Annotated in this window: 25 protein-coding genes and 4 riboswitches; of the genes, 19 read left to right on the top strand and 6 right to left on the bottom strand. The window is 46.0% G+C overall.

All coding sequences use genetic code 11. The features are described 5' to 3' along the window. Positions 1-2: 2 nt before the first annotated feature. The 12 genes from HUG20_RS14725 to rplT all read left to right on the top strand — a co-directional run bounded on the left by HUG20_RS14725 (position 3) and on the right by rplT (position 10,069). Positions 3-620: a DUF1989 domain-containing protein gene (locus HUG20_RS14725; RefSeq protein WP_200085447.1), complete on the top strand. Its 618-nt coding sequence runs from the start codon at positions 3-5 to the stop codon at positions 618-620. After that, positions 617-1,744 (top strand): M20 family metallopeptidase, encoded by a 1,128-nt coding sequence (locus HUG20_RS14720; protein WP_200085445.1) that lies wholly within the window; start codon positions 617-619, stop codon positions 1,742-1,744. Before HUG20_RS14725 ends, HUG20_RS14720 begins: the two co-directional genes overlap by 4 nt. A 116-nt stretch (positions 1,745-1,860) precedes the next feature. Further along, positions 1,861-1,966, top strand: a riboswitch (glycine riboswitch). 2 nt (positions 1,967-1,968) lie between these two features. Continuing rightward, positions 1,969-2,045, top strand: a riboswitch (glycine riboswitch). Between the two features lie 136 nt (positions 2,046-2,181). Continuing rightward, on the top strand, positions 2,182-2,634 hold the full coding sequence (locus HUG20_RS14715) for an amino acid kinase family protein (RefSeq protein ID WP_246476433.1): 453 nt from the start codon (positions 2,182-2,184) through the stop codon (positions 2,632-2,634). A 19-nt stretch (positions 2,635-2,653) separates the two neighbouring features. Next, entirely contained in the window at positions 2,654-3,574 is a 921-nt protein-coding gene (lipA, locus tag HUG20_RS14710; protein ID WP_200085443.1) for a lipoyl synthase, read from the top strand. A 105-nt stretch (positions 3,575-3,679) separates the two neighbouring features. Then, positions 3,680-3,786: riboswitch (glycine riboswitch) on the top strand. Between the two features lie 3 nt (positions 3,787-3,789). Continuing rightward, a riboswitch (glycine riboswitch) is annotated at positions 3,790-3,864 on the top strand. 69 nt (positions 3,865-3,933) lie between these two features. Then, the gene (gene glyA, locus HUG20_RS14705; protein ID WP_200085442.1) at positions 3,934-5,187 is read left to right on the top strand and encodes a serine hydroxymethyltransferase; all 1,254 of its coding nucleotides are present in this window, start codon (positions 3,934-3,936) and stop codon (positions 5,185-5,187) included. Positions 5,188-5,201: 14 nt separating this feature from the next. Then, positions 5,202-5,723 carry a serine dehydratase beta chain gene (locus HUG20_RS14700; protein WP_200085440.1) on the top strand — a complete coding sequence of 174 codons (522 nt, stop codon included), beginning with the start codon at positions 5,202-5,204 and terminating at the stop codon, positions 5,721-5,723. An 18-nt stretch (positions 5,724-5,741) separates the two neighbouring features. Next, the gene (sdaAA, locus tag HUG20_RS14695) at positions 5,742-6,599 is read left to right on the top strand and encodes an L-serine ammonia-lyase, iron-sulfur-dependent, subunit alpha (protein WP_200090538.1); all 858 of its coding nucleotides are present in this window, start codon (positions 5,742-5,744) and stop codon (positions 6,597-6,599) included. A gap of 14 nt (positions 6,600-6,613) precedes the next feature. Next, positions 6,614-6,988 (top strand): glycine cleavage system protein GcvH, encoded by a 375-nt coding sequence (gene gcvH, locus HUG20_RS14690; RefSeq protein ID WP_200085438.1) that lies wholly within the window; start codon positions 6,614-6,616, stop codon positions 6,986-6,988. 28 nt (positions 6,989-7,016) lie between these two features. Beyond that, on the top strand, positions 7,017-8,372 hold the full coding sequence (dsdA, locus tag HUG20_RS14685; RefSeq protein ID WP_246476432.1) for a D-serine ammonia-lyase: 1,356 nt from the start codon (positions 7,017-7,019) through the stop codon (positions 8,370-8,372). Between the two features lie 567 nt (positions 8,373-8,939). After that, positions 8,940-9,461: a translation initiation factor IF-3 gene (gene infC, locus HUG20_RS14680; protein ID WP_200085437.1), complete on the top strand. Its 522-nt coding sequence runs from the start codon at positions 8,940-8,942 to the stop codon at positions 9,459-9,461. Between the two features lie 16 nt (positions 9,462-9,477). Beyond that, positions 9,478-9,678 (top strand): 50S ribosomal protein L35, encoded by a 201-nt coding sequence (rpmI, locus tag HUG20_RS14675; protein WP_200085436.1) that lies wholly within the window; start codon positions 9,478-9,480, stop codon positions 9,676-9,678. Positions 9,679-9,712: 34 nt separating this feature from the next. Then, positions 9,713-10,069 (top strand): 50S ribosomal protein L20, encoded by a 357-nt coding sequence (gene rplT, locus HUG20_RS14670; RefSeq protein ID WP_200085435.1) that lies wholly within the window; start codon positions 9,713-9,715, stop codon positions 10,067-10,069. 198 nt (positions 10,070-10,267) lie between these two features. Here the strand turns inward: rplT and HUG20_RS14665 are convergent, their stop codons facing one another. Both HUG20_RS14665 and HUG20_RS14660 read right to left on the bottom strand, forming a co-directional pair. Continuing rightward, positions 10,268-11,194 (bottom strand): NAD(P)H-binding protein, encoded by a 927-nt coding sequence (locus HUG20_RS14665; protein ID WP_246476431.1) that lies wholly within the window; start codon positions 11,192-11,194, stop codon positions 10,268-10,270. A 71-nt stretch (positions 11,195-11,265) separates the two neighbouring features. Further along, positions 11,266-11,838, bottom strand: coding sequence for a TetR/AcrR family transcriptional regulator (locus HUG20_RS14660; RefSeq protein WP_200085433.1), 573 nt, complete (start codon positions 11,836-11,838; stop codon positions 11,266-11,268). A gap of 207 nt (positions 11,839-12,045) precedes the next feature. On the opposite strand from HUG20_RS14660, the gene aceA reads away from it, so the two are divergent. Beyond that, positions 12,046-13,335 carry an isocitrate lyase gene (aceA, locus tag HUG20_RS14655; protein WP_200085432.1) on the top strand — a complete coding sequence of 430 codons (1,290 nt, stop codon included), beginning with the start codon at positions 12,046-12,048 and terminating at the stop codon, positions 13,333-13,335. Between the two features lie 92 nt (positions 13,336-13,427). Here aceA and yhfH read toward each other — a convergent pair whose 3' ends face one another. Then, positions 13,428-13,586 carry a protein YhfH gene (yhfH, locus tag HUG20_RS14650; protein ID WP_246476430.1) on the bottom strand — a complete coding sequence of 53 codons (159 nt, stop codon included), beginning with the start codon at positions 13,584-13,586 and terminating at the stop codon, positions 13,428-13,430. A 563-nt stretch (positions 13,587-14,149) separates the two neighbouring features. Next, positions 14,150-14,803, bottom strand: a complete 654-nt coding sequence (locus HUG20_RS14645; protein WP_200085430.1) for a carboxymuconolactone decarboxylase family protein — start codon at positions 14,801-14,803, stop codon at positions 14,150-14,152. Positions 14,804-14,934: 131 nt separating this feature from the next. Between HUG20_RS14645 and HUG20_RS14640 the strand changes: the two genes are divergently transcribed. The 5 genes from HUG20_RS14640 to HUG20_RS14620 all read left to right on the top strand — a co-directional run bounded on the left by HUG20_RS14640 (position 14,935) and on the right by HUG20_RS14620 (position 20,518). Next, positions 14,935-15,612 carry a FadR/GntR family transcriptional regulator gene (locus tag HUG20_RS14640; RefSeq protein ID WP_200085428.1) on the top strand — a complete coding sequence of 226 codons (678 nt, stop codon included), beginning with the start codon at positions 14,935-14,937 and terminating at the stop codon, positions 15,610-15,612. After that, complete coding sequence (locus tag HUG20_RS14635) at positions 15,613-16,851, top strand: FAD-binding oxidoreductase (RefSeq protein WP_200085426.1); 1,239 nt, start codon at positions 15,613-15,615, stop codon at positions 16,849-16,851. 1 nt (position 16,852) lies between these two features. Further along, positions 16,853-18,214: a (Fe-S)-binding protein gene (locus HUG20_RS14630; protein ID WP_200085424.1), complete on the top strand. Its 1,362-nt coding sequence runs from the start codon at positions 16,853-16,855 to the stop codon at positions 18,212-18,214. After that, positions 18,207-19,658, top strand: a complete 1,452-nt coding sequence (locus tag HUG20_RS14625; protein ID WP_246476429.1) for an FAD-linked oxidase C-terminal domain-containing protein — start codon at positions 18,207-18,209, stop codon at positions 19,656-19,658. Before HUG20_RS14630 ends, HUG20_RS14625 begins: the two co-directional genes overlap by 8 nt. Positions 19,659-19,759: 101 nt before the next feature. Beyond that, positions 19,760-20,518, top strand: coding sequence for a fumarylacetoacetate hydrolase family protein (locus HUG20_RS14620; RefSeq protein ID WP_200085414.1), 759 nt, complete (start codon positions 19,760-19,762; stop codon positions 20,516-20,518). Positions 20,519-20,581: 63 nt separating this feature from the next. Here the strand turns inward: HUG20_RS14620 and HUG20_RS14615 are convergent, their stop codons facing one another. Together HUG20_RS14615 and HUG20_RS14610 are read right to left on the bottom strand one after the other, a co-directional pair. Further along, positions 20,582-22,384: an L-lactate permease gene (locus tag HUG20_RS14615; RefSeq protein WP_200085412.1), complete on the bottom strand. Its 1,803-nt coding sequence runs from the start codon at positions 22,382-22,384 to the stop codon at positions 20,582-20,584. Positions 22,385-22,545: 161 nt separating this feature from the next. After that, a complete protein-coding gene (locus HUG20_RS14610) occupies positions 22,546-23,445 on the bottom strand; it encodes a LysR family transcriptional regulator (protein WP_200085410.1) in 900 nt (299 codons plus the stop codon). A 128-nt stretch (positions 23,446-23,573) separates the two neighbouring features. Between HUG20_RS14610 and HUG20_RS14605 the strand changes: the two genes are divergently transcribed. Then, positions 23,574-25,736 (top strand): malate synthase G, encoded by a 2,163-nt coding sequence (locus tag HUG20_RS14605; RefSeq protein ID WP_200085408.1) that lies wholly within the window; start codon positions 23,574-23,576, stop codon positions 25,734-25,736. Positions 25,737-25,975: the final 239 nt, after the last annotated feature.

Below are 25,975 nucleotides of genomic sequence, written 5' to 3'. Positions count from 1 at the left end.
ATATGGTTTATGGCACAGGGGTTCGAGAAGAAATTTTCATTCCTCCTTATGAAGGTAGGAGTGCAGAACTAAAGGCCGGAGATGAATTAATTATCATTGATGTCGAAGGTAAGCAGGTGGGGGATTTTGTTTGTTTTAATAAACATGACATCGATGAGTATGTTTCTCCCGTTCATATGCGTGCTTCATTAAGCAGCATTCGTCTCAAGCACGGGGATGGATTATACAGTAATAAACGACGACCGCTCATGGAACTCGTCAAGGAAACGGTCGGGAAACATGATTTTTTCTTCCCCGCCTGTGATTATTACAGGTATAAAGTCGATTTTGATGACGACGAGCATCCGAATTGCCACGACAATTTGAAAAAGGCCCTTGAAACCCATGGGATACATCCGGCAATCATACCTGATCCTATCAATTGGTTTATGAACAACGTGCTTGATGAATGGGGAGATTATGACATTCAAGAACCGCTGTCGAAGCCCGGGGATTATGTGTGGCTAAGGGCGAAGGAAGATGTTGTCATTGCATGTTCTACGTGCTCGCAAGATATGGAGGCCGTTAACGGCTGGCAAGTCACACCGTTAAAAATGCAAGCGATAGGGGGGAGTATGTGAACGCGGAACAATTTTTGAAAAGGTTGCTAAGGGTCAATTCCTCTAATCCGCCGGGTAATGAATCATACGTTTCAGAACTTCTTGTAGAGCGCTGTGAGAAAAGCGGATTACCTTATCAAATAACAGAGTTAGGGGAGAACCGAAGTAACTTTAGCATTCGGCTTAAAGGAAGAGATCGTCGTGAGCTCTTCTTTTGCGGTCATATGGATACGGTTTTACCCGGGGAACAAAAATGGGATTACCCACCATTTGAAGCAGAGCAAACGGGGAATAAACTATATGGCAGAGGGGCTTCAGACATGAAAAGCGGCCTTGCTGCCATGTTTTTAGCCGTGGAGTCACTATATTTACAAAACGAAGAACCGCCTCACGATATTGTATTTCTTGCGACAGCGGGGGAGGAAGTGGATAGCTGCGGGGCGAGAACGTACTTGGATGACCATGATCTGTCGAACACTGCAGCAATGGTCATCGGTGAACCGACACGAGAGAAAGTCGTCGTCGGTCATAAAGGTGCATTATGGGTTGAAATTATCACGTTCGGGAAAACGGCACATGGTGCGATGCCGCATCGAGGGATTAATGCCATTGAACGGATAAGAGACGTCATGGCCATCCTTGATGAATGCCGACTGGATTGGAAAATTACCGGTGCCCCCCTTGGGGAAAGCAGTTTATCGATTAATAAAATTGAAGGCGGCATGCAAACAAATGTTATTCCGGATCAATGTCATATATATGTCGACATTCGAACGATCCCGCCTCAGTCCCACGATAATATTTTTATGGAATTAAAAAGGAAATTAACCGATTTGTTTAAAAAAGAAAACGATGACTCAACTTTTAAAATGGAGACGTTACTAAACAGGCCTGGCATCTTGACTGAATCGTCAAGTCAAATCATTCAGACCGCAAAAGATATTAAGGCTACTGACGACGATGTTTACGGTGTTTCATACTATACGGATGCAGCCGTTTTGAATCCGGAAAGTAAGATCCCTACACTTATTTATGGCCCCGGAGACGAGCAGTTGGCCCATCAACCGAATGAATATGTGAATATTGATGCTTACTTGCGGTCGATTGAGTATTATAAAAGGTTGGCTCTTACATTTGAAGCATAGGAATTTGGGCAATGTCATAGAAACGTGTGTAAATATAAAATTTAAATAATTGTCAAATAACCATTGCCTTATAACCTCTTGTTTGTTAAACTAATATCAAATATTGATATTTGCGAATGAAAATTGTGGGAGAGATCGACATAAGTGTTGACACCGAAGGGGCAACATTCACATAAATACCTTGTGAATGAATCTCTCAGGTAAAATGACTGCAATGGGACGCATCTCTGGAGAGCGCATAAGCCACCAAAGGGGTAAACTCCGTCACGGGGAGTTGAACTCTCAGGTAAAAGGACAGAGAAAAGGTGTATACACCTTTTCTCTGTCCTTTTTTATGATCTGTCCGAAAGGTTTACGATATGCATTATTAACATGAATCAGGATGGATTTCGATGAGTTTAAAGAGCAAGTCTCCAACCGTTGGAATATGAAGAAAGATGCCAATCGATGGTGGGGGAATACCCGTCATTTGCAAAAGTGCATATGCCGATGTGGGGATCGAGGCTGTTATTGCTAAAGACCGCAACGGATGTAAGTTGGCTGAAGAGATTGAAGCGGATGTACTCATGGTTTTAACGGATATTGACTATGTTTATGTAAACTACGGGAAAACAGTTGAGAAAGCTTTGAAAAATCTTTCTGTTGATAAATTGGAAAAATCGAAGAAGGTCACTTTAGTAAAGGGAGCATGGTCCCAAAAGTTGAGTCTGCACTGTCTTTCGCCAAAACCGGTGGCACCTCCATCATCTGCGCTTTGGATAAGGCAGAGGAAGCCCTGCAGGGGAAAACCGGCACAATCATTACTGCTACTGAAAAAGGCGTCACTGTTGGCTAAATACAGAGAAAAAGTGACTGTACAGTTGTCTCTGTTCTTCGATATTATGCGTTGAAGGGAAAGGATGTGATCAAATGGGGAAAAAAGAAGCGCATGTTCGCAAACCGGATTGGCTAAAAATAAAATTAAATACAAATGAATCCTATAAAGGCCTTAAGAAGATGATGCGCGAAAAGAAATTACATACGGTCTGTGAAGAAGCGCGCTGTCCAAATATTCATGAATGCTGGGCAGTAAGAAAAACGGCCACATTTATGATCCTCGGGGATGTATGCACGCGCGGGTGCCGATTTTGTGCGGTGAAAACCGGACTTCCCAATGAACTTGATTGGGGCGAGCCGGAACGAGTTGCCGAGTCCGTGGAACAAATGGGCTTGAAACACGTCGTTATTACGGCTGTTGCCCGTGATGACCTTAAAGACGGAGGTTCACGGGTGTACGCAGAAACAGTTCGCGCCGTCCGTCGCCGCAATCCGCTTACGACGATTGAAGTATTGCCTTCGGATATGATGGGGTTGCACGACAATTTACAAACGCTCATGGAGGCTCGCCCGAATATATTGAACCACAATATTGAAACGGTCCGGCGCTTAACGAAGAAAGTTCGTGCACGCGCGACGTATGATCGTTCTTTGGAATTTCTTCGCTATTCCAAGGAATTGCATCCCGATATTCCGACGAAATCAAGTCTTATGATCGGCCTCGGGGAAACGCCCGAAGAAATCGAAGAAGTCATGGATGATTTGCGTGCCCACGATGTGGATATTATGACGATCGGACAATATTTGCAGCCGACGAAGAAACATTTGGATGTGCAAAAATACTACACACCCGAGGAATTTGCGCGGTTTAAAGAAATTGCTATGCAAAAAGGGTTCCGTCATTGTGAGGCAGGACCCCTCGTTCGTTCTTCTTATCACGCCGATGAACAGGTTAATAAAGCACAGGTATGGCAAGAAGCCGCCAAATACCAAGGCAACGAGGTCTCTATATAGTATATAGAAATCTGATGAGATAAGAATGTTTAAATAATTTTTAAAATAATGTTGCATTAAGACAATTGCTTTGCTAAGATAATAACAAATTAAATAAATTTGCGAATGATTATTGTGGGAGAGACCGACTTAAGCGTCGGCACCGAAGGGGCAATATTCACATAAAAAACCTTGTGAATGAATCTCTCAGGTAAAATGACTACAATGGGACGCAGCTCTGGAGAGCGCTAAAGCCACCAAAGGGGTAGACTCCGTATACGGAAGTTGAACTCTCAGGTACAAGGACAGAGAAAAGGTGTATATACCTTTTTCTGTCCTTTTTTATTTACCCAAAAATAATTTTAAATGGAGGGGTTTTGATGAGTTTAAAAGAAAACGACGCGACCATTTTTTCGGCTATTGAGGAAGAGCGGCACAGACAACATGACACGCTTGAGTTAATTGCATCAGAAAATTTTGTGAGCGAGGACGTCATGGAAGCCATGGGATCGGTGATGACGAACAAATACGCGGAGGGCTATCCGGGACGAAGGTATTATGGCGGATGTGAGTACGTGGACATTGCCGAGAGTACGGCAATCGAACGATTGAAAGAGCTTTATCAAGCCGATTATGCGAATGTGCAACCTCATTCCGGAGCATCCGCCAACTTGGCTGTTTATTACTCACAGTTAACACCCGGGGATAAGGTGATGGGGATGAATTTATCCCACGGAGGGCACTTGACGCATGGCAGTCCTGTCAGCATTTCCGGCAAGTGGTTTGATGTTGTTTCTTATGGTGTCAGGGAAGACGATCACTTCATTGATTATGATCAATTGGAAGAACAAGCAAAAAAAGAAAAACCAAAACTCATTATCGCCGGTGCAAGTGCTTATCCACGGGTCATTGACTTCGCAAAATTTAAGGAAATTGCGGATAAGATTGATGCAAAATTGATGGTCGATATGGCGCATATTGCCGGACTTATTGCATCCGGCATTCATCCGTCTCCGGTGCCTTATGCGGACGTTGTAACCAGCACGACACATAAAACATTAAGGGGGCCTCGCGGAGGGTTTGTTTTAACGAATGACAAAGAGATGGCAAAAGGGATTAACAAGGCTGTTTTTCCCGGCCTGCAAGGCGGACCATTAATGCATGTGATTGCCGCCAAAGCCGTTTCTTTTAAAGAATCCCTGCAACCGTCATTCAAAACGTATGCCAATCAAATTGTGGAAAACGCAATCACACTCGGTGACACGCTAAAAGAGAACGGCGCTGCCCTCGTTTCAGGCGGAACTGACAACCATTTATTGCTTGTCGATGTACGGCCGTGGAATCTTACTGGAAAAGAGGCGGAGCAATTGCTTGAAAAAGCCGGCATTACGGTCAATAAAAATACAATCCCGTTTGACCCGGAAGGTCCGTTTGTGACGAGCGGCATTAGAATCGGCACGGCGGCGCTTACGACACGGGGAATGGGAAAACAAGAAATGATCAACATCGGCGAAATTATTGCTGATGTTCTGGGAAGTAACGGCAATCCCGATGTCTTGGAACAGGCGAAAAACAAGACGAAGGATATTTGCAAAGCCTTTTCTCTTTTTCAGAAAGAAGCAAGCGTACGATAAAGGAGGATCGAAACATGGAATTTCAAAGCTGTTTTGATATTATCGGCCCCGTCATGGTGGGTCCGTCTAGTTCTCATACGGCGGGAGCGGTTTCCATCGGTCGATTTACGTACGAACTCCTCGGCGGGTGCAAACCGGAACAGGTTCGCATTACCTTGTACGATTCGTTTGCCCAAACGTATCAAGGCCACGGCACCGACAAAGCGCTTCTCGGCGGCTTGCTCGGGATGGGAACAGAGGATGTTCGGATTAAAGACGCCTTGGCGATCGCGAATGCAGAAAACATCGATTACCAGTTTCTGCTCGAAAAGGATCAATGTCCTTATTACGATCATCCGAACACGGTAATTATCGTTGCCGAGGCCGGATATCGACACGTAAAAGTGGGTGGTGTTTCTCTTGGCGGCGGTTTGTCACATATCTTTTTCATCAATGATGCGGAAACGACGATTCGTTTAAGCACAGATGACGACTTTCGTTCGATATGTAATCGTCTGCCTTTATATATGCTCACGAATGAAAAAAAGGAGGTGTAACGCGTGCAAGTTGATTCGATGGAACGTTTGCTTTCCCACTGTGAGACGAAAAACGTAAGCATTGCTGATGCAATGATCGACATGGAAAGCGAAAAGACGGACATGACGCGTGAGGATATTTTCAATAAAATGAAAGATCGCTTAATTAAAATGCAAGAGGCCGTCGAAGCCGGCAAATCGGACGGTTCCCCTGCTCCAAGTGGCATATCAGGGGGAGATGCCCTGAAAATGGGAGCGTATATCGACCGTGGGGACACCCTTTCCGGCCCGCACATTACCGGGGCGATGCGTTACGCGATGGCAACGTCTGAATGCAATGCCCGAATGGGCGTTATTGTCGCGACCCCAACGGCAGGTTCAGCGGGCGTACTTCCGGGGATCTTGTTTTCCCTTCGCGACAACGATAATTATTCCTTGGATGCGCTTGCGTATGGATTGTTTACGGCCAGTTGCCTAGGCTATATTATCGCCAATCGCTCGTTTATTTCAGGTGCTGCGGGCGGCTGCCAGGCAGAAGTCGGTTCTGCAACAGCAATGGCCGCGAGTGTAATCGTGGAATTAAAAGGGGGGACCCCGAGGCAAGCCGTACACGCGACCGCGATGGCGATGAAATCATTGCTTGGCCTCGTGTGTGATCCGGTTGGCGGTCTGGTGGAAGTTCCATGCATTAAACGGAACGTCATCGGCACATCGATCGCATTTTCTTCCGCGGATATGGCGCTCGCGGGTATTGAAAGCCGTATCCCGTGTGATGAAGTCATCGAAACGATGTATAGAGTCGGGAGTGAAATGCCTCGAACCTTGCGGGAAACATCCCTTGGAGGTCTTGCGACCACACCAACGGGCGAAGACATCAAACGTAAACTATATAGCTAAAAGGAGTACCTATGATGAGTAAATGGTATAGCAAAGAACATGAATGGGTAGAAACGTTAGAAGAAGGCATTGTTCGTATCGGAATATCGGATTACGCGCAACAGGAACTTGGAGATATTGTTTTTGTGGAAATTCCGGAAGTCGATGAAGAGGTTGCCGCGAACGAAAGCATCGGTACCATTGAGTCGGTAAAAACGGTTTCGGAAATATACGTTCCGATTTCCGGAACGGTTGTGAACATAAATGAAAGATTGGAAGATGAACCGGAATTAGTCAATGCCTACCCGGAAGGTGAAGGCTGGTTGATCGATGTGAAGTTGACTGACCGGGACGAACTTGAAGATCTAATGAATGAAGCGCAGTATCATGCTTTTACCGAAGAAGACTAAGTCGTTCTTAGCCGAGGAGGGTTTGACCATGAATAATCAGGTGTTGGGTGAGCCAATGGCAAGTTGGACAAAAGCATTCCCCCTTCTTGAAGATATTACAGCGTTAAGGCCGGTATGGTGGGAAAATCCATTCAAACAAAAATGGGCGGATGCCTCTGCTTCCGGTTTCTCCGTAAGCGAAGCAGATATGGAAGAAGCAGCGGACATGTGGGCAAGGTTTCGGCCGTTTATTGAAAGGGAGTTCCCGGAAACGAAAGAAAATGGCGGAATCATTGAATCTCCCTTACGCTCCATTCCGAATGTGAAAACGCACCTTGAAGATCATTATAAAGGAAACATCGAAGGGACTTTGTATTTAAAATGCGACAATGAATTGCCGATTGCCGGATCCATAAAGGCGCGCGGCGGGATTTTTGAAGTACTCAAATACGCGGAAACGTTGGCCATTGACAATGGGTTGATCACAAAGCAGGAAAGCTACGAAAAATTTGCCTCTTCTGCTTTCAAGCGTTTTTTTAATCAATACGCTATTGATGTGGGTTCTACCGGCAATTTAGGCCTTAGCATCGGGATCGTCAGTTCCGTGATCGGCTTTGACGTCTCGATCCACATGTCTTCGGATGCCAAACAATGGAAAAAAGATTTGCTAAAAGAAAACGGAGCTAACGTTTATGAATACAGCGCAGATTTCAGCAAGGCGATTAATGAGGGGAGAAAATTATCCCTCGAGAATCCGAACGGCTATTTTATCGACGATGAACATTCGCGGGACTTGTTTTTAGGTTACAGCATCGCAGCCTACGAATTGAAGGCGCAACTTGACGAACAAGACACCCGTGTGGATAGCGACCATCCGCTGTTTCTATATCTTCCTTGTGGCGTGGGAGGATCGCCGGGGGGATTGACTTTTGGCCTCAAACAATTATTTGGCGATAACGTTCATTGTTTTTTTGTTGAACCTACGCATTCTCCCTCCGTCTTAATTGGCCTTTTGACGGAAAAACATGAAAAGGTCAGTGTCCAGGATTTTGGCATCGACAATGTAACGGAAGCGGACGGCTTGGCCGTTGGAAGACCTTCAAGTTTTGCGACGGCAATTAGTGAGAAACTCATAAGCGGCGTTTATACCATCGAAGACGATGAGCTGTTTAGAATGCTTTCCCTACTGATGAGCTCTGAAGGTGTAAAAGTGGAACCCTCTGCCGCTTCCGGTTTGCAAGGGCCGATACAATTATCAAAACATCCATCCTATATCGACAATCACGGTTTATCCTCCAAGATGAAGGAAGCGACACATGTGGCATGGGCAACAGGGGGGTCGCTCATTCCGGAAACAGATTGGAAAAGCCTTTATCAAAAAGGGAGAGTCTTGTTGGGCAATTGAAAAGGAAAATCCGGTAATAGTTGGTACAATGAAAGGTATTGCACTTCGGCATGGAAAGAATTCTCGATCATAGGTACGTTGAAGAACTCAATGTACCCCGAGCAGATGAAAAATGTTGAACAGAGGTTAGAAGTACAATGAAAGCCCCGGAAAACGTGAAATAAAGGCCAACTCACACCGGGCGTCCATATCCTCTTGACATTCACGTCCTCGGATTGTACACTGGATAAAGAATTGAACATGTTGCACACAAGCAGAAGCGCCCGCTTCTCACCTGATCGACGCCTTCGGGTTGTTGACTGGTCGGCAATCGAATGAATCGGATTGGATAAGTGGGTGTCGTGTGTAGTGCGGCACTCACTTTTTTTACGTGTGCAAAGCTTTGCTGTGTGCATGTTGCAATGCAATTGTCGGCACATTTCTATGGGTTATTTTTCGCAGGAAAGAATGTATAAATTAGCTTTCTTTCCTGCATAAGTGCAACTAAGGTTTTTCGCCGTAAAAGCTTGGCGAAAAGCCAAGTTTTCTAAAAAAATTTAATGGAGGTGGCTCTTTATTCGTAAGGATATGAAGCTTAATGACGGGATTCGCGCCCGCGAGGTTCGCCTCATCGACGCGAATGGGGACCAAGTGGGGATTGTATCGAAACGGGAGGCATTGGATCGTGCTGAGCAAGCGGAACAGGATCTTGTTCTCGTCGCACCGAATGCGAAACCGCCGGTCTGTCGCATCATGGACTACGGGAAATATCGCTATGAGCAACAGAAAAAAGAGCGTGAAGCGCGTAAAAAACAAAAAGTCATCAATGTGAAGGAAGTGCGATTGAGCCCGAATATTGATGAGCATGACTTTAATACGAAGCTTCGCAATGCACGTAAATTTTTGTCGAAAGGCGATAAAGTAAAAGCTGCCATTCGTTTCCGCGGTCGCGCCATTACGCATTCATCCATTGGTCGAGAGATTTTGGAACGTCTTGCAGAAGAAACCAAAGACGTTGCAGCTATTGAAACAAAACCCAAAATGGATGGGCGCAGCATGTTTTTGATGCTTGCCCCCAAGTCAGACCAAGACAATAAGAAAAAGTCGTAGCAAGGAGGAAATTGTCATGCCAAAAATGAAAACTCACCGAGGAGCAGCCAAGCGTTTTAAGCGTACCGGCAGTGGAAAACTGAAGCGCAATCATGCGTTTACTAGCCACTTGTCCCGTAACCAGACGCAAAAACAAAAACGGCATTTACGAAAAGGCACGGTAATGGATAAAAGTGACCAACAGCGTGTCGAACCATTGCTCCCATACAAAAAATAAATCAACAATCGAGAGTGAATAGGAGGGATCGACGATGCCTAGAGTTAAAGGCGGAACAGTCGCCCGTAGTCGTCGAAAAAAGGTTTTAAAACTTGCAAAAGGATATTACGGATCGAAACATCGTTTATTTCGCACGGCCCAACAACAAGTGAGAAAATCACTTCAATATGCATACCGTGATCGACGCCAACGCAAACGTGATTTCCGAAAACTATGGATTACACGTATCAATGCGGCCGCTCGTGTAAACGGACTTTCGTACAACCGTCTCATGCATGGATTGAAGCAAGCGGAGATTAACGTTAACCGAAAAATGCTCGCCGACTTGGCAGTGAACGATAAAGATGCTTTTGCAGACCTTGCCGAAAAAGCCAAAGCGGAATTGAATTAGAATGAAGAACGCGAACCTGAATCGGGGGTTCGCGTTCTTTTTGGTAAGGATCGGAATAGTGTGCGCACAAGATAGAGTGTCATTTTTCCGCCAATCTGCATTCTAATTGCAACGCTGCGTAAATGAGGGACGCCAAGCAATCGGTTCATTTTTTCCTTAAACATAGTAAAAGAACGTGATGGGGTGTGTTTGTGTATGTTACTGTTCATAGGCTGCCATCGTTTCACGTATACCCTGTGAATAAGGGGTTTTTGGCACTGGACCTATCAATTTTTCATATTTCTTTCCGCTTAAAATAACCGGGTCCTCATTGAGGTATTGCATTTCCGTAAACTCGCGCATTTGTTTGTTAAAGAAACCTAAAAACCGAATCATGCTTTTTGTGATGGTGGAGACCCGTTTCTTATAGTCCGCCATAGAACGTACGATTTCTATAATTTCTACACCTGTTATCGTGTCATACGCGGGGATATTCCAATTTTGATTATACACATCATCACGAAGAGCGAGTTCAATAATGGCTTTTGCGCCATCAGGTGTGTAAATATGTTCTCTGGCTATGGATGGGTTTCCTACGAAGCTTGTTCGTTTATTCGCTGCCACAGATTTAAGCGTGTAGTTCAGCGGAGCATTTTCGGCATGTGGACCATAGTAATCAGGGAAATGTGCGATCAGATAAGGTACTTCGGATTCTTTGAACAGGCGCTCCATCTGTAAGCGGATTTTTCCTTTTTTAGTATGAGGGTGTTTGGGCGTTGTTTCTTTCGTTTTATCGCTGTCACCTCTCCCATACGCGTAAATATTGTCTGCGACGGCCAATTTTGCGGAGTGATTTTTTGCGGCGGCAATGATATTTTGATTCATTGTGGGAAGTCTATATTCCCAGTCTGCATAAGGAATGTTTATGGCATGAAAGATCAGGTCAACGCCGTCCGCTGCTGCATGAATGTCATTGGATGTAAAAATATCACCGGGGTGTATTGTTACCGTCGAATGACGAGAAAACATTTTCTCGAGTTTCGCGTGAGACCGCGCGAAAGCTGTAGCTTCGATGTTTCGTTCCGTTAATTCTTTAATAATGGCGTGCCCCATACCGCCAGTTGCTCCCAGAACCAGTGCTTTCATCCTTATTGTAACTCCTTTGCAATTAATTGACCACTGTTCAAATAGATATAAAAAATAAGGCATTGCAAGCCCTATTTTTTTGTGAAACTTAATAATAAATCTACATGCGTTTCGGCAAGATTTTTCACATCTGAAAAAGTCGTGATATGGCGCAAATAATGGGTAACAAATCCGTGCAGTGCTAAAAAAATGGACCATATTTCAGAAACTGCCATTTGCCTTTCACTATATTTGGCCACGTGATGAGCAAAATTTTGATATGTTTTCATCGGACTTTCATTAATGAATTGGCGAACTTCCTCGTCTTTGATTAAAAACATAATTTCATAATGGCTTTGATGGGTGAGGCCAAATTCGATGAAGCCAAGACAAATGTGTCTAAGTTTACCAATGTTGCTTTTTTGTCCGGCTACTGCCGCTTCAATCTTTTCATCGAGCATGACAAAGTACACTTCAACGAGTGCATAAAACAATTCGGCCTTATTTTTGAAGTGATAATAAATCGAGCCATGACTATAACTTAACTCCTTGGCAATTTGTCTCATAGATACGTGCTGATATCCTTTCGCTGCAAATAAATCTTTTGCGGCATCCAAAATGATATCACGTGTAAGTTCAGTGTTTACAGCTTTTCTGGCTGACACGGTGATCCCTCTTTCATTTAACCAGTGGTCAATTAAAGTATACGCTTTAATTTTTTACAAAGTCAAGTACAAAAAATTTTTATATAACACTTGAATCATAATCAAAACTGTTATATATTAAAAGCATCAGTTATTAACTGTAGTAACACAGTGTGAAAAAGCTGCGATCGGGCTTTTGCGCATGTGAATTAGGAAAGGAGAATGGGTATGGCATATCAATCATTTGAGCAGCAGGTGGACGAATTAAACAGACAGTGGGAAACGGAGGAGCGTTGGCAAGGGGTAAAACGCCCGTACACGGCAGAAGATGTCGTTCGTCTTCGCGGTTCTTTGCAAATTGAACACACGCTTGCCCGTAAAGGGTCGGAAAAGCTTTGGGATAGTTTGAAAAATGAAGATTATGTAAATTCTCTCGGTGCACTTACGGGGAATCAGGCCGTTCAACAAGTGAAAGCCGGATTGAAAGCGATCTACTTAAGCGGATGGCAAGTGGCGGCTGACGCCAACCTTGCAGGGGAAATGTATCCGGACCAGAGCCTTTATCCGGTGAATTCCGTTCCGCAAGTTGTTAAACGGATTAATAATGCGTTGGTGCGTGCCGATCAAATTCAGCATATGGAAGGCAAAGGGGATCTTGATTATTTTGCACCGATTGTTGCAGACGCAGAAGCGGGTTTCGGCGGTCAGCTGAATGTTTTTGAATTAATGAAAGCGATGATTGAAGCAGGTGCTTCCGGGGTGCATCTTGAGGACCAATTGGCTTCAGAAAAGAAATGCGGACACCTTGGCGGAAAAGTATTGATTCCAACACAAAACGCAGTAAGAAATCTTGTGTCTGCACGTTTGGCCGCTGACGTTTCCGGTGTGCCGACTGTATTGCTTGCGCGTACAGATGCAGACGCAGCAGACTTGATTACCAACGATGTCGATCCTGCCGATGCAGAATTTATTACCGGAGAGCGAACGGATGAAGGTTTTTATCGGACAAGAGCCGGTATCGACCAGGCGATTGCGCGCGGGTTGGCTTATGCGCCTTACGCCGATTTAATTTGGTGTGAAACGTCGACGCCTAACCTGGAAGAAGCGCAAAAATTTGCAGATGCGATTCATGAGAAATATCCGGACCAAATGCTTGCATACAACTGCTCGCCATCCTTTAATTGGGAAGGGAATTTGGATAAAGATACGATTGAAACGTTCCAGCAAGAGATTGCCAAGATGGGGTATAAATTTCAATTTGTTACACTTGCCGGTTTCCATGCCCTTAATCACAGTATGTTTCAACTCGCCAGCGGCTACAAGAACAGAGGGATGGGTGCGTATTCTGAATTGCAACAAGCCGAGTTTGCCGCTGAAAAAGATGGATACACCGCTACTCGCCATCAGCGGGAAGTCGGTACCGGTTATTTCGATGAAGTTGCACAGACAATTTCAGAAGGAACCTCGTCAACAACCGCTCTTTCAGGCTCGACAGAAACAGCCCAATTCCAAAAATAAAGATCAAAAAAACTGCCGGTGATCATTCATCGGCAGTTTTACTGTATGATAACATAAGCAAAAAGTGACTCCTGTTTGGAGTCACTTTTTGCTTATTCATTATTTGCCCGCATGCATTTTTCGCACTGTGTAAAATAGGTATCCGGCACTTCGCTAATGACTTCACCGCAATCGTGGCAAGTGCGTGGTTCTGCTTTTGCCGGGGGATATCCAAAACTCGTCGTATGCTCCATAACGTTTGTGCTTTTCATCATGAACCCCTCCACTCTTGTTTGTTGAAATTATTGTATTATAACAGAAATCAAAAATCAATACCTGTTGTAGAAAAAAGTTAAGAAAATTTTTGTTATGGAACATTGGTGAAGAGGAGTCTTTACGACATAGAGGAGTACGATAACTCCGGCGTGCTCCTTTTGCATTTTTGTGGAAAAAACTATGGCTTAAAAATTATGGGGCAACACTAAAACTATGGTTGAAAAATAGGTGTAATGATGAACGATGGTAATCGCTACGGAAAAACACGACGCTTTCCGTGGGCTTGTGCTTAGCCTCCTCAAAAAAAAGAAAATCACTTTTTTCTGCGGGGTCTTCGCCCTGCGCTTTCCCACAGGAGTCTCCGTGTTTTTCCTCCGCTAGCTAGTGCTATCACCATAAATATTCACAGATATCAACGATAGATTTTGATGAAGAGCCAAAATTATAAGAGGAAGTTTCATTCTTTTTATAAGCATGATGAAAAATGCTTTAAAAAATAACATGTCCATTTATGTAAGAAACCCACCGCGAGAGGCGGTGGGTCGTAAGGGTTCATCCATCAACGATCATACGCATTCAAAGCATTTACTCCATGGGCAAGGGCAGAGCCTGCTTTCAGCGCAGTGGCGACGAAAATAATCTCTGCGATCTCTTCCTTGCTTGCCCCCTCACCATTGGCCGCTTTCGTGTGGAGCTCAATGCAATAAGGGCAGCCAGTCGTGTGAGCCACAGCGACGGCGATGAGTTCACCTTCCTTTTTGCTCATCGTTGACGGGCGCAGGGCTTGTCCATCAAAATCCACAAAGGATTGGAACATCTCCGGTTGCAATTTGGAGAATTCACCGAGCCGGTCAAAATATTTCCGTTTAAAAAGTGCCTCGTCTTCAATCCCGTCATAAGCGTTTAAAGCGTTCACGCCGTGGGCCATGGATGAACCTGCTTTCAACGCGGTACCAATCAAGATCGCTTCGCTCATCTCTTCTTTACTTCCGCCTGCTTCTTTCAAATTGTTTACGTGGAGTTCAATACAGTAAGGACATCCCGTAACGTGAGCAACGGCTACGGCGGCCAATTCTTTAAGCTTAAGGGAAAGAGAGCCGTGTTTCATCACGCCATCGTTAAACGTCATGAATTCCTTAAACATTTCGGGAGCCAGATCGGAAAACTCACTGAGTCTGGAAAAATAGGAACGTTCGTATAAACTTTCCGCCATGTGCAGATCCCTGCCTTTCGATCATTATTTTATCATTTTATCATTTTATCATTTTTCCTCTTCATTTTTCGAATAATTTGTAATAAAATAGAGTTCAGATATCAGATAACTGATAGGTGAGGAGGTGTGCGATGGATATTCAAAAAATTACTACAAGAAAAATTTCCGAACAAGTTGCCGAACAGTTAGAACAATCGATTGTGAACGGCAGCATTTCAGCAGGGGAGAAGCTTCAATCGGTACGGGAACTGACTGGACAATTTCAGGTCGGACGTTCGGCCGTGCGGGATGCGATCGCAGTTTTAAAAGGAAAAGGCATGGTTGAAGTTATTCAAGGAGAGGGGGCTTTTGTTTGCGATCCCCGCCGCTGGCAAACATTTGGCGCGTACCCGCTGATCGATGCAAAATCGATACAGGATTTGTATGCGGTGCGCAAAATGATGGAAGTTGGCATTGCAGAGCAGGCGGCTTTAAAGCGGGGCAATAAGCAACTGGACGCGATGAAAGAGGCGATTCGCCAATTTGACCAAGGGTGGGAAGCGGATTACCGATTTCATATTGCCCTTGCCGAAGCGACGGATAATGACGTGCTCGTCAAATTAATGGAAAGCATTTCCCAAAACATGAAAGAAGCACTTATTGATTGCCATCGTGTTATTGCGGAAAACGCGGAAGTTGCCGAGGCGATTGATGCCCAACATAGAAGCATATACGAAGCTATCAAAAATAAAGATACAGACGGGGCAAGGGAAAAGATGAAAGAACATTTAAATTATGTGGAGCAATTGCTACAAGCGGGAGGGATGTAGATGCATAGTCAAATGCTTGGCAACAGAGCAAGCCAGAAGGTCGTTCCGGACTCCGCCGGGGAAGTCGCGGATATTTTAAAAAAAGCAAATGAAAAGGGAGAAACGGTCATTCCCGTCGGAGGAGGTACAAAACAAGGGTTCGGCGGCGTGAGTGGGGACGCCGATCTGTTATTATCACTCGAAAAACTTGATGGTATTGTTGAGTACTCCCCCGGCGACATGACGATCACCGTGCAGGCGGGAACAAAGATACAAAAGATCATGGATACGGTCCATGCACAAGACCAGATGATGCCCCTTGATCCTTCGTTCCCCGCTGATGCAACCATTGGCGGGGTGATTGCGGCCAATGACAGTGGTCCGAAACGAATGTCATATGGCTCGGCGCGAGACCATGTGATTGGTCTTCACGTCGCGCACCCGAACGGTGAAATTTTACGGTCCGGAGGGAAAGTTGTCAAAAACGTTGCCGGTTATGACATGAACAAACTGTTCATTGGTTCCATGGGGACGCTTGGAGTCATGACAGAAGTGACGTTAAAATTGCGCCCGCTGCCGAAATATCAAAGTATGTGTGCAATGACGTTTCCGGAAGAAGTTGAACCTTACGCCAAACCGTTTATCACGGAATTGCTCTCGACTCATCTTGAGCCAACAACCTTGGAATATATGAATCCGAATCTGACGGAACAGTTACTGAATAAAAAGGGATCCAGCTTGGTAATGACGTTTGAAGACGTTCACAAAGCGGTGGAATATCAAGAGCGATGGGTGCGGGAACACGTGCCGGAAGGTACCGAATTGACGGTGTTTCATCAAGAAGACGTCGATGGATTTTGGGCGAAATTTGCTGAACTTTCCTTTGCCGGCGATGAAACGGCAGTGCATGTGAAAATGGGGAGTAAAAATTTGCAAGTCCTTGAACGACTTGAAAATTGCAAACGATTACAAAGAGGCCGGGATATGCAAGTATTTGCCCATGGCGGTGCAGGGCATGGCATTACCCGGGCTTACGTCAAAGGGGATGAAGCAGCCGTTCAATCCTTTGTGCGAGATGTGCGAAAGGTGTGCGAGGAATCCGGAGGCTACTTGGTGGTCACTCATGCTCCGTTTTCATTTAGACAGAACGTCGGGGTCTGGGGAGCGAAGCCGTCATATTTTTCCCTCCTCGAAGGGATTAAAAAGCAGATGGATCCGAATGCAATTCTAAATCCAAATCGGTTTGTGGGAGGGATATAAGATGACGACGGAACCGAAATTAGCGGAATTGGTTGTGAAAAAAAATGATCCGCCGCAGGGCAACTATTTGTGGGAAGACCCCCCTGATGAGGAGAAATTCTCGGCATGCGTGCATTGCGGCATGTGTTTGGAAGCTTGTCCCACGTATCAGGAACTTGGGCATGAGCATCAATCGCCACGCGGACGTATTCACTCGATAGTGGCTGTTGCTGAAGGGAAGATGGACATCAATGAAGCCTTTGAAGACCCCATGTTTACGTGCCTGGATTGCCGTGCCTGTGAAACGGCATGCCCGGCAGGGGTGCAAGTAGGCGCTTTGATTGAAGAGGCGCGCGGGCAAGTACGGCAAGCGATGCCATTAAAAGGGTGGCAAAATATTGTGAGCCGCTTTTTCCTTCGCGGAATGTTTCCACATACGAAGCGTCTGCACGCGTTGGGGATGTTAACAAAAATATACCAAAAAAGCGGGGTGCAGACGGTCGTTCGCAAGAGCGGCGCGAAGAAAATCCTGCCCGACCATCTCGGAGCGATGGAGTCGATCATGCCGGAAATAGGGCGGCCGATTTTAAAGACGCACCCGGTATCAATTCCTGCTGAAGGAGAGCAAAAAGGTACCGCATCCATGTTTGCGGGCTGTATTATGGATGTCATGTACAGCGATGTCAACGAAGCAACTGTGCGAGTGCTCACGAAGAACGGGCACGCGGTTGAGTTGCCTAAAGAACAAACTTGTTGCGGCGCCCTCCATGTGCATGCCGGAGATCGGGAAATGGGCAAAAAACTCGCCCGTAAAAATATTGATACATTTTTGGATTCCGATGCCGAGCATGTCGTCGTGAATGCGGCCGGGTGCGGGTGTGCGCTGCGCGAGTATCCTGAGCTTCTGCAAAATGACGATGAATACCGTGAAAAAGCCAAACAGTTTTCTGAAAAAGTAATGGACGTATCGAAATATTTGCATGACTTTGGCTACCGAGCGCCCAAAGCCGAAATGAAGAAGCGTATTACGTACCACGATGCCTGTCATCTCGCCCATGGGCAAGGAGTGTGGGATGAACCTCGGGATTTGTTGGAAGAGATTCCGGGCCTTGAGATGGCGGAACTTCCGAATGCGGATCGTTGTTGCGGCAGCGCGGGGATCTATAACATTACCCATCCAGATATGGCCGGTCGTCTCTTGGATCGTAAAATCGAGGATGTTCCGGACGATGTGGAGATGATTTCGATGGGAAATCCCGGTTGTATGCTACAAATGGCGATGGGAGTTATGAATCACGGGCGTGATGAAATGATCGTTCATACGATGCAGTTGATCGATTGGGCGTATGCGCTGGAAGAGAAGGAGGCAAATCCTGATGACTGAGAAAGCGGAAATGGTTAAGGAGATGATTCGCCAACTTGGAGACGACGCGGTTCTTTACCGGGATGAAGATTTGCTTACGTATGAATGTGACGGTCTCACTGTTTACCGCGGAATGCCAATCGCTGTCGTTTTTCCATCGTCGACCGCAGAAGTGTCCGGCGTGGTTAAATGGCTATATGAAAACGATATTCCATTTATCCCCCGCGGTGCCGGCACGGGACTAAGCGGGGGAGCAACGCCACTCGGCGGGGAAGTGATCATTAGTCTCGTTCGCATGAAGAAGCTGCTTCATTTGGACTATGATAATCGCGAAGCCGTTGTGCAACCGGGCTACATTAATCTTGCGTTGACCAATTCGATTACGAATAAAGGTTTCTATTACGCGCCGGACCCGTCCAGTCAATCAAACTGCACGATTGGCGGCAATGTTGCTGAGAATGCTGGCGGGGCTCATTGTTTGAAATATGGCGTGACGACGAATCATGTGCTCGGTTTGGAAGTGGTTTTGCATAATGGTGAAGTGATAGACATCGGCGGTGTCCCCGATACGCCCGGTTACGACTTAATGGGGCTTTTAACAGGCTCAGAGGGGACACTGGGCATTGTGACTGCGATTACTGTCCGCATTTTAAAAAATCCGGAAGGAAAAGAAACGGCAATGGCCTATTTTGACACCGTTGAAGATGCCAGTTACGCAGTGTCGGACATTATTGCGGCGGGCATTGTGCCGGCAGCCATTGAAATGATGGACGAAATCGCCATTCAAGGTGTGGAACGGGCGACCAAACCTGCCGGTCATCCGGAAGGATCAAAAGCGGTGCTCATCATGGAGGTCGATGGCATCGCCGCAGGCATTGAAGAGCAAATCAAGGATATGGTCAGTGTCTGCGAGCGGCATAACGTGACGGAAATCAAAGTGGCAAAAAATGACCGTGAACGCGGCCGCTGGTGGGCGAATCGCAAGACCGCCTTTGGTGCAATGGGCGCGATTTCCCCGGACTATCTTGTGCAAGACGGCGTGATCCCACGCAGTCGGTTGTCGGAAGTGCTGGCGAATATTGCTGATATCAGCGCCGAATCGGGGTTAAGAATTGCTAATGTCTTTCACGCCGGCGACGGGAATCTTCATCCGTTAATCCTGTTTGATGCGCGCAACGAGGGGGAAACGGACCTTGCTTTGAAAGTCGGCTCACAAACGTTGGAAGCGTGCACCGCCGCCGGTGGATCGATAACCGGAGAACACGGCGTTGGCATTGAAAAGAAAGAAGATATGCGCTTGGTGTTTACCGAGAGAGAAATCGATCGGCAACTAAATGTTCGCTCGGTCTTTAACCCGAACAACATGTTAAACCCCGACAAACAGTTTCCGAAACCCGCTCGCTGTGGCGAGGTGAAGCAAGCCGTGGGAAGCGGAGAAGCGCATCAAGTTGTCGGGCAGGGATGATAAATGTTTAACCGGGTGGCCGACGCATCTTCAGCCGCCCATTAGCGAAAATAGGTGAGAGATGTCCGAACACGAACTAAAAAGAGAAAGGAAACATAATCATGAAATTTGTCAGATTTATGTACGATTCAGGCGTTTATACAGGAGTTCTTGCAGAACAGGGCATTCAAGCGGTTGAGGGTGATATTTTTAAAGACTGGCAGTATACGGGGCGAACGTTCCGTGAAGGTGACGTCAAGCTCCTTGCACCTCTGGAAGCGAATCACATTATAGGCATTGGAGCAAACTTTGTGGCAGAAAAAGAGGATCTACCGGAGACAGCACCGGAACTCCCAGTATTTTTCTTCAAACCAACATCGTCGGTTATCGGGCCGGAGGCGTCTATTTTGATCCCGAAGGACATCAATCAGGTGAAATTTGAATCTGAAGTGGCGGCTGTTATTGGCAAAAAAACGCATAATATCTCGGAAGACCAGGTGTTGGATCATATTTTCGGATATACGGTCGGAAACGACGTAACTGCGCCGCAGTATTTTCATGAAGACGGCCACTGGACGCTCGGAAAAGCGTTCGATACGTTTACACCACTCGGACCTTATTTGGAAACGGACCTTGACCCTCATAATGTAAGCATAAAAGCAAGGCTGGACAATGAAGAGAAGCAAAATAGCCCGACGGATTTAATGATTGTTTCGATTGAAAAAATGATTTCTTATTTATCTGGCGTAATGACGCTCGAACAAGGAGATGTGATTTTGACGGGAAGTCCTGTCGGTGCCGAAATGGCAAGCGCGGGCAGTGTGATCGAATGTGAGGTCAATGGGATAGGCGTATTGAGAAATAAATTTGTGAATAAATGATAAAAAACCGACAGGTGCTGAGCCTGTCGGTTTTGCTTGACCAATAAGGCTTTCAAATGAACACTAGCCTCGGATCGATGGTTTCTTATCAGGACCAACCGGAACGTTCTTCCCTTTATTCAGGGCTAAAATAATGACGTAAACGATGGCCCACAGGAGAGCGGTTAAAAACCAGAAATTCACGCCGCCCATGATAAAGCCCATGCCGAGCATTCCGGCAATGATGACATAATAAATCATGGGGATTAGCGTTTTGCGAATGATCAAACCTTCTTTTCCGAGCAATCCGACGGTTGCCGAGGCAGCCACGACGTTATGGACAGCAATCATGTTTCCGGCAGCGCCGCCTACCGCTTGCAGAGAGACGACAATTCTCGAGCCGTTAAGGTCGAGGCCCATATTTTGGGCAGCACCAAATTGGAAAAACGAGAACATGACATTGCTTACCGTGTTGCTTCCCCCAAAGAAAGCCCCCAACGCTCCAAAGATCGGTGCGAACAACGGCCATAACTCTCCGGCCACATTCGTTGCTGCTTCTGCGAGCAGGATCGGCATACTTTCGTACATGTCTGAACCGGAATTGACAAACACCTGGGCCATCGGCACCGCGAACAATAAAGGCGCCGCCGCTCCCAGCCACGTCTTAAACGAAACAGACCAGGCATTTTTATAGGTGCCGGGCTGTTTGCCCATGGAATGAACATAATAGGTGATAATCGATGTAATCACGAAAAACATTCCGGGTACGAATAAAGGCGCGATATCTGTGGTGACGGTTGAGCCGAAAATATTCTCCCATTCAAATGTAAGCGCAGGTTGTTGTAAAAACTCGTTGATGCCATCAACTGCTCTTGTCACAATGAGTAAACCGGCGACGATGACATAGGGCGACCATGCTTTTAATAAGCCCATATTCTTTCCGGCTATTTCCTTGTCAACCTCATCCTGAAGGGCTCCGATCCATTCCGGCTCCCATTTGCTGCGAGGTTCAAATTCAAACATCTCATCTTCTTTCGGTTGGAGCCAACCTGCTCTGGCGGCAGGAACAACGATCAATAGTCCGGTCAAGCCTCCAAGTAAGGCGGGAAATTCAGGGCCCAGCAGTAATGCCACTAAATAATAGGGGATGACGAACGCGAAAGCGGCAAAAAGGGCAAATTTCCAAACTTTGAATCCTTCCAGGAAAGATCTTGATTTTCCAAAAAAACGTGTTAAAAGTCCAGCCATTAATAATGGAACGAGAATACCCGCTATGCCATGTGTAAGAGCAACTTGGGCTCCGACAGAGTGGATGAATTCATCAAAAGGCATGCTTCCCAAAGCGGCCATAACGCTTTCTTGTCCTTCTAATCCAGAACCGACGCCGACGATAATCGGTGTTCCGACGGCTCCGAAAGAAACAGGGCTGCTTTGGATGACGAGGGCAATCATAACCGCGGCCATTGCCGGAAATCCAATCGCTACGAGCAAGGGAGCTGCCACGACCGCAGGGGTTCCGAAGCCAGCTGAACCTTCGATAAAGCAACCGAACAGCCAGGCGATGATAATCGCTTGAATTCTGCGGTCCGGAGAGATACCTGTAAAACTGGCGCGGATCGTTTGCAGCGCGCCGCTTTCTTTAAGTGTGTTTAATAGGAGAAGGGCTCCAAACACGATAAATAAAATTTCCAACGCGAGTACAATGCCATGGATAACGGCCGCGCTTACTTGCGTAACTTCTGCCCCCCAGATCGTGATAGCAATTAGTGCCGTTAAGATAAGAGCGATCGGCATGGCTGCCTTCGCGGACCATCTTAAAAATACAATCAGGAAAAAAATCACGAGAATAGGGAACAAGGCTAAAAGAGTCATCACCCACAAGTCCATTCGCGTAACCTCCTCGTTTTTAAGTATAAAATGTAACAATAAAACAAATAATTTTAAAAGGAACCATGATTAACACAATTTTTCCACCTCCTTATGATAGCGCTTTCAAAAAGGAACTAATTTATTTATGCATTATTGCCTGAACTTTGTCAATCCTCTTTTCAATTCACATGATGTTCACGGAAATATTTTTCCGATGTTTGTGCGAAAGCACGAGCGGCCCGAGACATGTACATATTTTTCTTCCAAATGACCCCTAATTCCAGGTTAATGGGCGAACCCTGCAACGGGATGGTCGCTAATGTTGAGGCAGAAATCTCACTTGCGATTTGGCGGGGAAGTAGAGTAACACCCAGTTTGGCAGTGACCATTTCCAACATGAAATCTCTTTGTGTGCTTTCACACACGATTTGCGGGTAGAACCCATTTTTGAGGCATTCCTCCATGATGGCGTCATGCAAGGAAAAATCACTGTGATACATAACCATCGGTTCATTTTCCAACGTCGAGACAAGGATGTTCGTTTGCTCGCTGAGCGGATGATCGCGATGGGCAACGAGCACGAGTGGATCTTTTAAAATTTTGATCACTTCAAAGCTCTCTTTCTGAAACGGAATGTTACAGATGAAACCGATGTCAAGAGACCCGTCATCGATGCCTTGCTTAATACGTTTACTGCCAACTTCCGTTAGTCTCAAATCGACAGCGGGGTATTGTTCCTTGAATTCGCTGATGAGCCTGGCGATAAATGCTGCACCGATGATCGGCGGGATGCCGATTCTTATTTCTCCTTTTTTTAATTCCATAATGTCTGAAAGTTCTGCGGTTAAATGCTGGAAAGAATCCAGCACATGTTTTGTATTGATGAGCACGGCTTTCCCTGCATCCGTTAATTGCAATTGTTTCGAAGAACGATGAAATAAGGGGACGTCTAGTTCATCCTCCAAGTGCTTGATGGCTTTGCTCAATGATGGCTGGGATACGTGCAAAGAGGCAGCTGCTTTTGTAAAACTTTGGCGTTTCGCAACCTCGGTAAAATATTGCAACTGTCGGATATCCATTTGATAACACCCCGATGTTTCACTTTATAACGTAAATGCATATCGTGCATTCGAAATATGTATTTTTAACTATTGTACTTGTGTTATATAATAAAAACAAACATAATCTATCTTTCGGAGGCGAATATATGAGTGAAAAAATAGGAAGCCTTACTGTCGATTCATTGCTCTATGAATTTATCAACAATGAAGCATTAACGGATAGTGGTTTGACGGCCGAGCAATTTTGGGCGGATTTTGATTCGCTGATTCAAGACTTTTCCGGACGAAATAAAGCACTTCTGCAAAAACGTGAAGACATTCAAGAAAAAATGGATCAGTGGAATGAAGAACATAAAAACGATTATTCGGCTGAACAATATGAATCTTTTTTACGAGAGATCGGTTATTTGGAAAAAGAAGTGGATGATTTTAAGATTACAACGGAAAGCGTTGACACCGAGGTGACCTCCCAACCGGGGCCGCAGCTCGTCGTTCCGGTTAAAAATGCCCGCTATGCTTTGAATGCGGCAAATGCGCGCTGGGGAAGCTTATATGACGCTCTCTACGGCAGCGATATCATCTCCGAAGAAAACGGGGCTGAGCAGGGAACCTCCTATAACAAGATCCGGGGGGATAAAGTCATTGACTATGCTAAACAATGGCTTGATGAAGTTGTGCCGCTGACGGAAGGTTCCCATAAAACTGCGACGCATTATAAAGTCGTTAACGGTGCTCTCCAAGTTGACGTTGGGGGCAAAAGCGCCGGTCTTCAAGACGCAAATAAATTTGTGGGCATTCATGGTGATTCGGAAAAGCCCGAAGCGATTTTGCTTGAAAATAACGGGCTGCATTTTGAAATTCAGATCGATGCCACACATCCGATCGGAAAGACAGATAAAGCAGGCGTAAAAGATGTGTTCGCCGAGTCCGCGATTACGACGATTATAGATTGTGAAGATTCGGTAGCGGCGGTGGATGCTGAAGATAAAGTAGACGTTTACCGGAATTGGCTCGGCCTTATGAACGGCACATTGACCAAGACGTTCGAAAAAGAGGGCAAAACCGTTACGAGAAAATTGAATCCGGATCGCACGTACAAAAGCCCGTCGGGAGAGAACTTCACCTTGTCCGGCCGTTCCCTCATGTTTATCCGGAATGTCGGCCATTTAATGACGAGTGATGCCATTTTGGATGGGGGCGGCAAACCGGTTCCCGAAGGAATATTGGATGCTGTCGTTACGAGTTTAATCGGTAAACAAGATGTGCTCGGAAACGGGAAACGCCAAAATTCCTCGCAAGGCTCGATTTATATCGTGAAGCCGAAAATGCATGGATCGGAAGAAGTGGCATTTACGAATGAACTGTTTAATCGCGTGGAAGATATGCTCGGCTTGAAGCGCTATACCATTAAAGTCGGGGTAATGGATGAGGAGCGACGCACGTCGCTAAACCTTAAGAATTGCATTTATGAAGCCAGGGAACGAATTATTTTTATTAACACCGGCTTTTTGGATCGAACAGGCGATGAGATCCATACGTCGATGGCGCTCGGGGCGATGATCCGCAAAAATGAAATGAAAGCCTCTCATTGGTTGCAGGCGTACGAAGATGCAAACGTCAGTGTTGGTGTCAAACAAGGGTTTAAAGAAAAAGCCCAAATCGGAAAAGGCATGTGGGCGATGCCAAACTTGATGAAAGACATGATGGAGCAGAAAGGCGGCCAGTTAAAAGCAGGCGCGAACACGGCTTGGGTACCATCCCCAACCGCGGCAACACTGCACGCGCTCCATTATCATGACATCAATGTTTCCCTCGTGCAGGAAGAAATCACGCGTGGACAGTATCGGGATAAAATGTTGGAGATCCCTGTGGACCGAGCGCAAGATTGGAGCAAAGAAGACATTCAGCAGGAATTGGACAACAACGCCCAGGGCATGCTCGGATATGTCGTTCGTTGGGTCGATCAAGGCGTCGGCAGTTCAACGGTTCCTGATATTAACGATGTCGGGTTAATGGAAGATCGCGCGACATTAAGGATATCGAGCCAACACATGACGAATTGGCTCCATCAGGGGATTGTGACGGAAGAACAAGTCATGGACACACTCAAGCGAATGGCCAAAGTCGTTGATAAACAAAACGCCGACGACTCGAACTACACGCCAATGGCACCTAATTACGATGACTCTGTTGCCTTCCAAGCCGGCTGTGATCTCGTATTTAAAGGAAAAGAACAGCCAAATGGATATACAGAGCCAATCTTGCACCGGCGTCGCCAAGAGGTGAAAGCGAAAAAGGTTGCTCGTTAAATAGGGACTGCTGAATAACGGAAAAAGACTGGCACATAAGCATTTTCCGTTGGTGTTGTCGAAGCTGGATGCAAGGAAATCCATCCTATAAACAAAAAAACCCTTGCACTTCTGGCAACGGACGGAGGGACGGTGCTGCAATGGCGAGACTCCAACGGAAAAACGGATGCGTCAAGCCCCCGCAGCGCCGGTTTTGCGCGAGGAGGCTTGCCCGTTCGTCCGCGGAAAGCGAAGCCATA

The sequence above is a fragment of the Salicibibacter cibi genome (genome assembly GCF_016495865.1).
GTDB classification, from domain to species: domain Bacteria; phylum Bacillota; class Bacilli; order Bacillales; family Marinococcaceae; genus Salicibibacter; species Salicibibacter cibi.
This window is presented reverse-complemented; position numbering and strand designations above follow the sequence as displayed.

What these genes read in the sequence shown, in the direction of transcription:
- HUG20_RS14620 (WP_200085414.1), top strand. Translation starts at nt 19,760, where the DNA reads ATGAAATTTGTCAGATTTATGTACGATTCAGGCGTTTATACAGGAGTT.
- rpmI (WP_200085436.1), top strand. Translation starts at nt 9,478, where the DNA reads ATGCCAAAAATGAAAACTCACCGAGGAGCAGCCAAGCGTTTTAAGCGT.
- yhfH (WP_246476430.1), bottom strand. Translation starts at nt 13,586, where the DNA reads ATGAAAAGCACAAACGTTATGGAGCATACGACGAGTTTTGGATATCCC.
- HUG20_RS14625 (WP_246476429.1), top strand. Translation starts at nt 18,207, where the DNA reads ATGACTGAGAAAGCGGAAATGGTTAAGGAGATGATTCGCCAACTTGGA.
- HUG20_RS14605 (WP_200085408.1), top strand. Translation starts at nt 23,574, where the DNA reads ATGAGTGAAAAAATAGGAAGCCTTACTGTCGATTCATTGCTCTATGAA.
- HUG20_RS14635 (WP_200085426.1), top strand. Translation starts at nt 15,613, where the DNA reads ATGCATAGTCAAATGCTTGGCAACAGAGCAAGCCAGAAGGTCGTTCCG.
- HUG20_RS14640 (WP_200085428.1), top strand. Translation starts at nt 14,935, where the DNA reads ATGGATATTCAAAAAATTACTACAAGAAAAATTTCCGAACAAGTTGCC.
- HUG20_RS14700 (WP_200085440.1), top strand. Translation starts at nt 5,202, where the DNA reads ATGGAATTTCAAAGCTGTTTTGATATTATCGGCCCCGTCATGGTGGGT.
- dsdA (WP_246476432.1), top strand. Translation starts at nt 7,017, where the DNA reads ATGAATAATCAGGTGTTGGGTGAGCCAATGGCAAGTTGGACAAAAGCA.
- aceA (WP_200085432.1), top strand. Translation starts at nt 12,046, where the DNA reads ATGGCATATCAATCATTTGAGCAGCAGGTGGACGAATTAAACAGACAG.
- HUG20_RS14615 (WP_200085412.1), bottom strand. Translation starts at nt 22,384, where the DNA reads ATGGACTTGTGGGTGATGACTCTTTTAGCCTTGTTCCCTATTCTCGTG.
- HUG20_RS14715 (WP_246476433.1), top strand. Translation starts at nt 2,182, where the DNA reads ATGCCAATCGATGGTGGGGGAATACCCGTCATTTGCAAAAGTGCATAT.
- lipA (WP_200085443.1), top strand. Translation starts at nt 2,654, where the DNA reads ATGGGGAAAAAAGAAGCGCATGTTCGCAAACCGGATTGGCTAAAAATA.
- HUG20_RS14630 (WP_200085424.1), top strand. Translation starts at nt 16,853, where the DNA reads ATGACGACGGAACCGAAATTAGCGGAATTGGTTGTGAAAAAAAATGAT.
- HUG20_RS14610 (WP_200085410.1), bottom strand. Translation starts at nt 23,445, where the DNA reads ATGGATATCCGACAGTTGCAATATTTTACCGAGGTTGCGAAACGCCAA.
- glyA (WP_200085442.1), top strand. Translation starts at nt 3,934, where the DNA reads ATGAGTTTAAAAGAAAACGACGCGACCATTTTTTCGGCTATTGAGGAA.
- infC (WP_200085437.1), top strand. Translation starts at nt 8,940, where the DNA reads ATGAAGCTTAATGACGGGATTCGCGCCCGCGAGGTTCGCCTCATCGAC.
- gcvH (WP_200085438.1), top strand. Translation starts at nt 6,614, where the DNA reads ATGAGTAAATGGTATAGCAAAGAACATGAATGGGTAGAAACGTTAGAA.
- sdaAA (WP_200090538.1), top strand. Translation starts at nt 5,742, where the DNA reads ATGGAACGTTTGCTTTCCCACTGTGAGACGAAAAACGTAAGCATTGCT.
- HUG20_RS14665 (WP_246476431.1), bottom strand. Translation starts at nt 11,194, where the DNA reads ATGAAAGCACTGGTTCTGGGAGCAACTGGCGGTATGGGGCACGCCATT.
- HUG20_RS14645 (WP_200085430.1), bottom strand. Translation starts at nt 14,803, where the DNA reads ATGGCGGAAAGTTTATACGAACGTTCCTATTTTTCCAGACTCAGTGAG.
- rplT (WP_200085435.1), top strand. Translation starts at nt 9,713, where the DNA reads ATGCCTAGAGTTAAAGGCGGAACAGTCGCCCGTAGTCGTCGAAAAAAG.
- HUG20_RS14725 (WP_200085447.1), top strand. Translation starts at nt 3, where the DNA reads ATGGTTTATGGCACAGGGGTTCGAGAAGAAATTTTCATTCCTCCTTAT.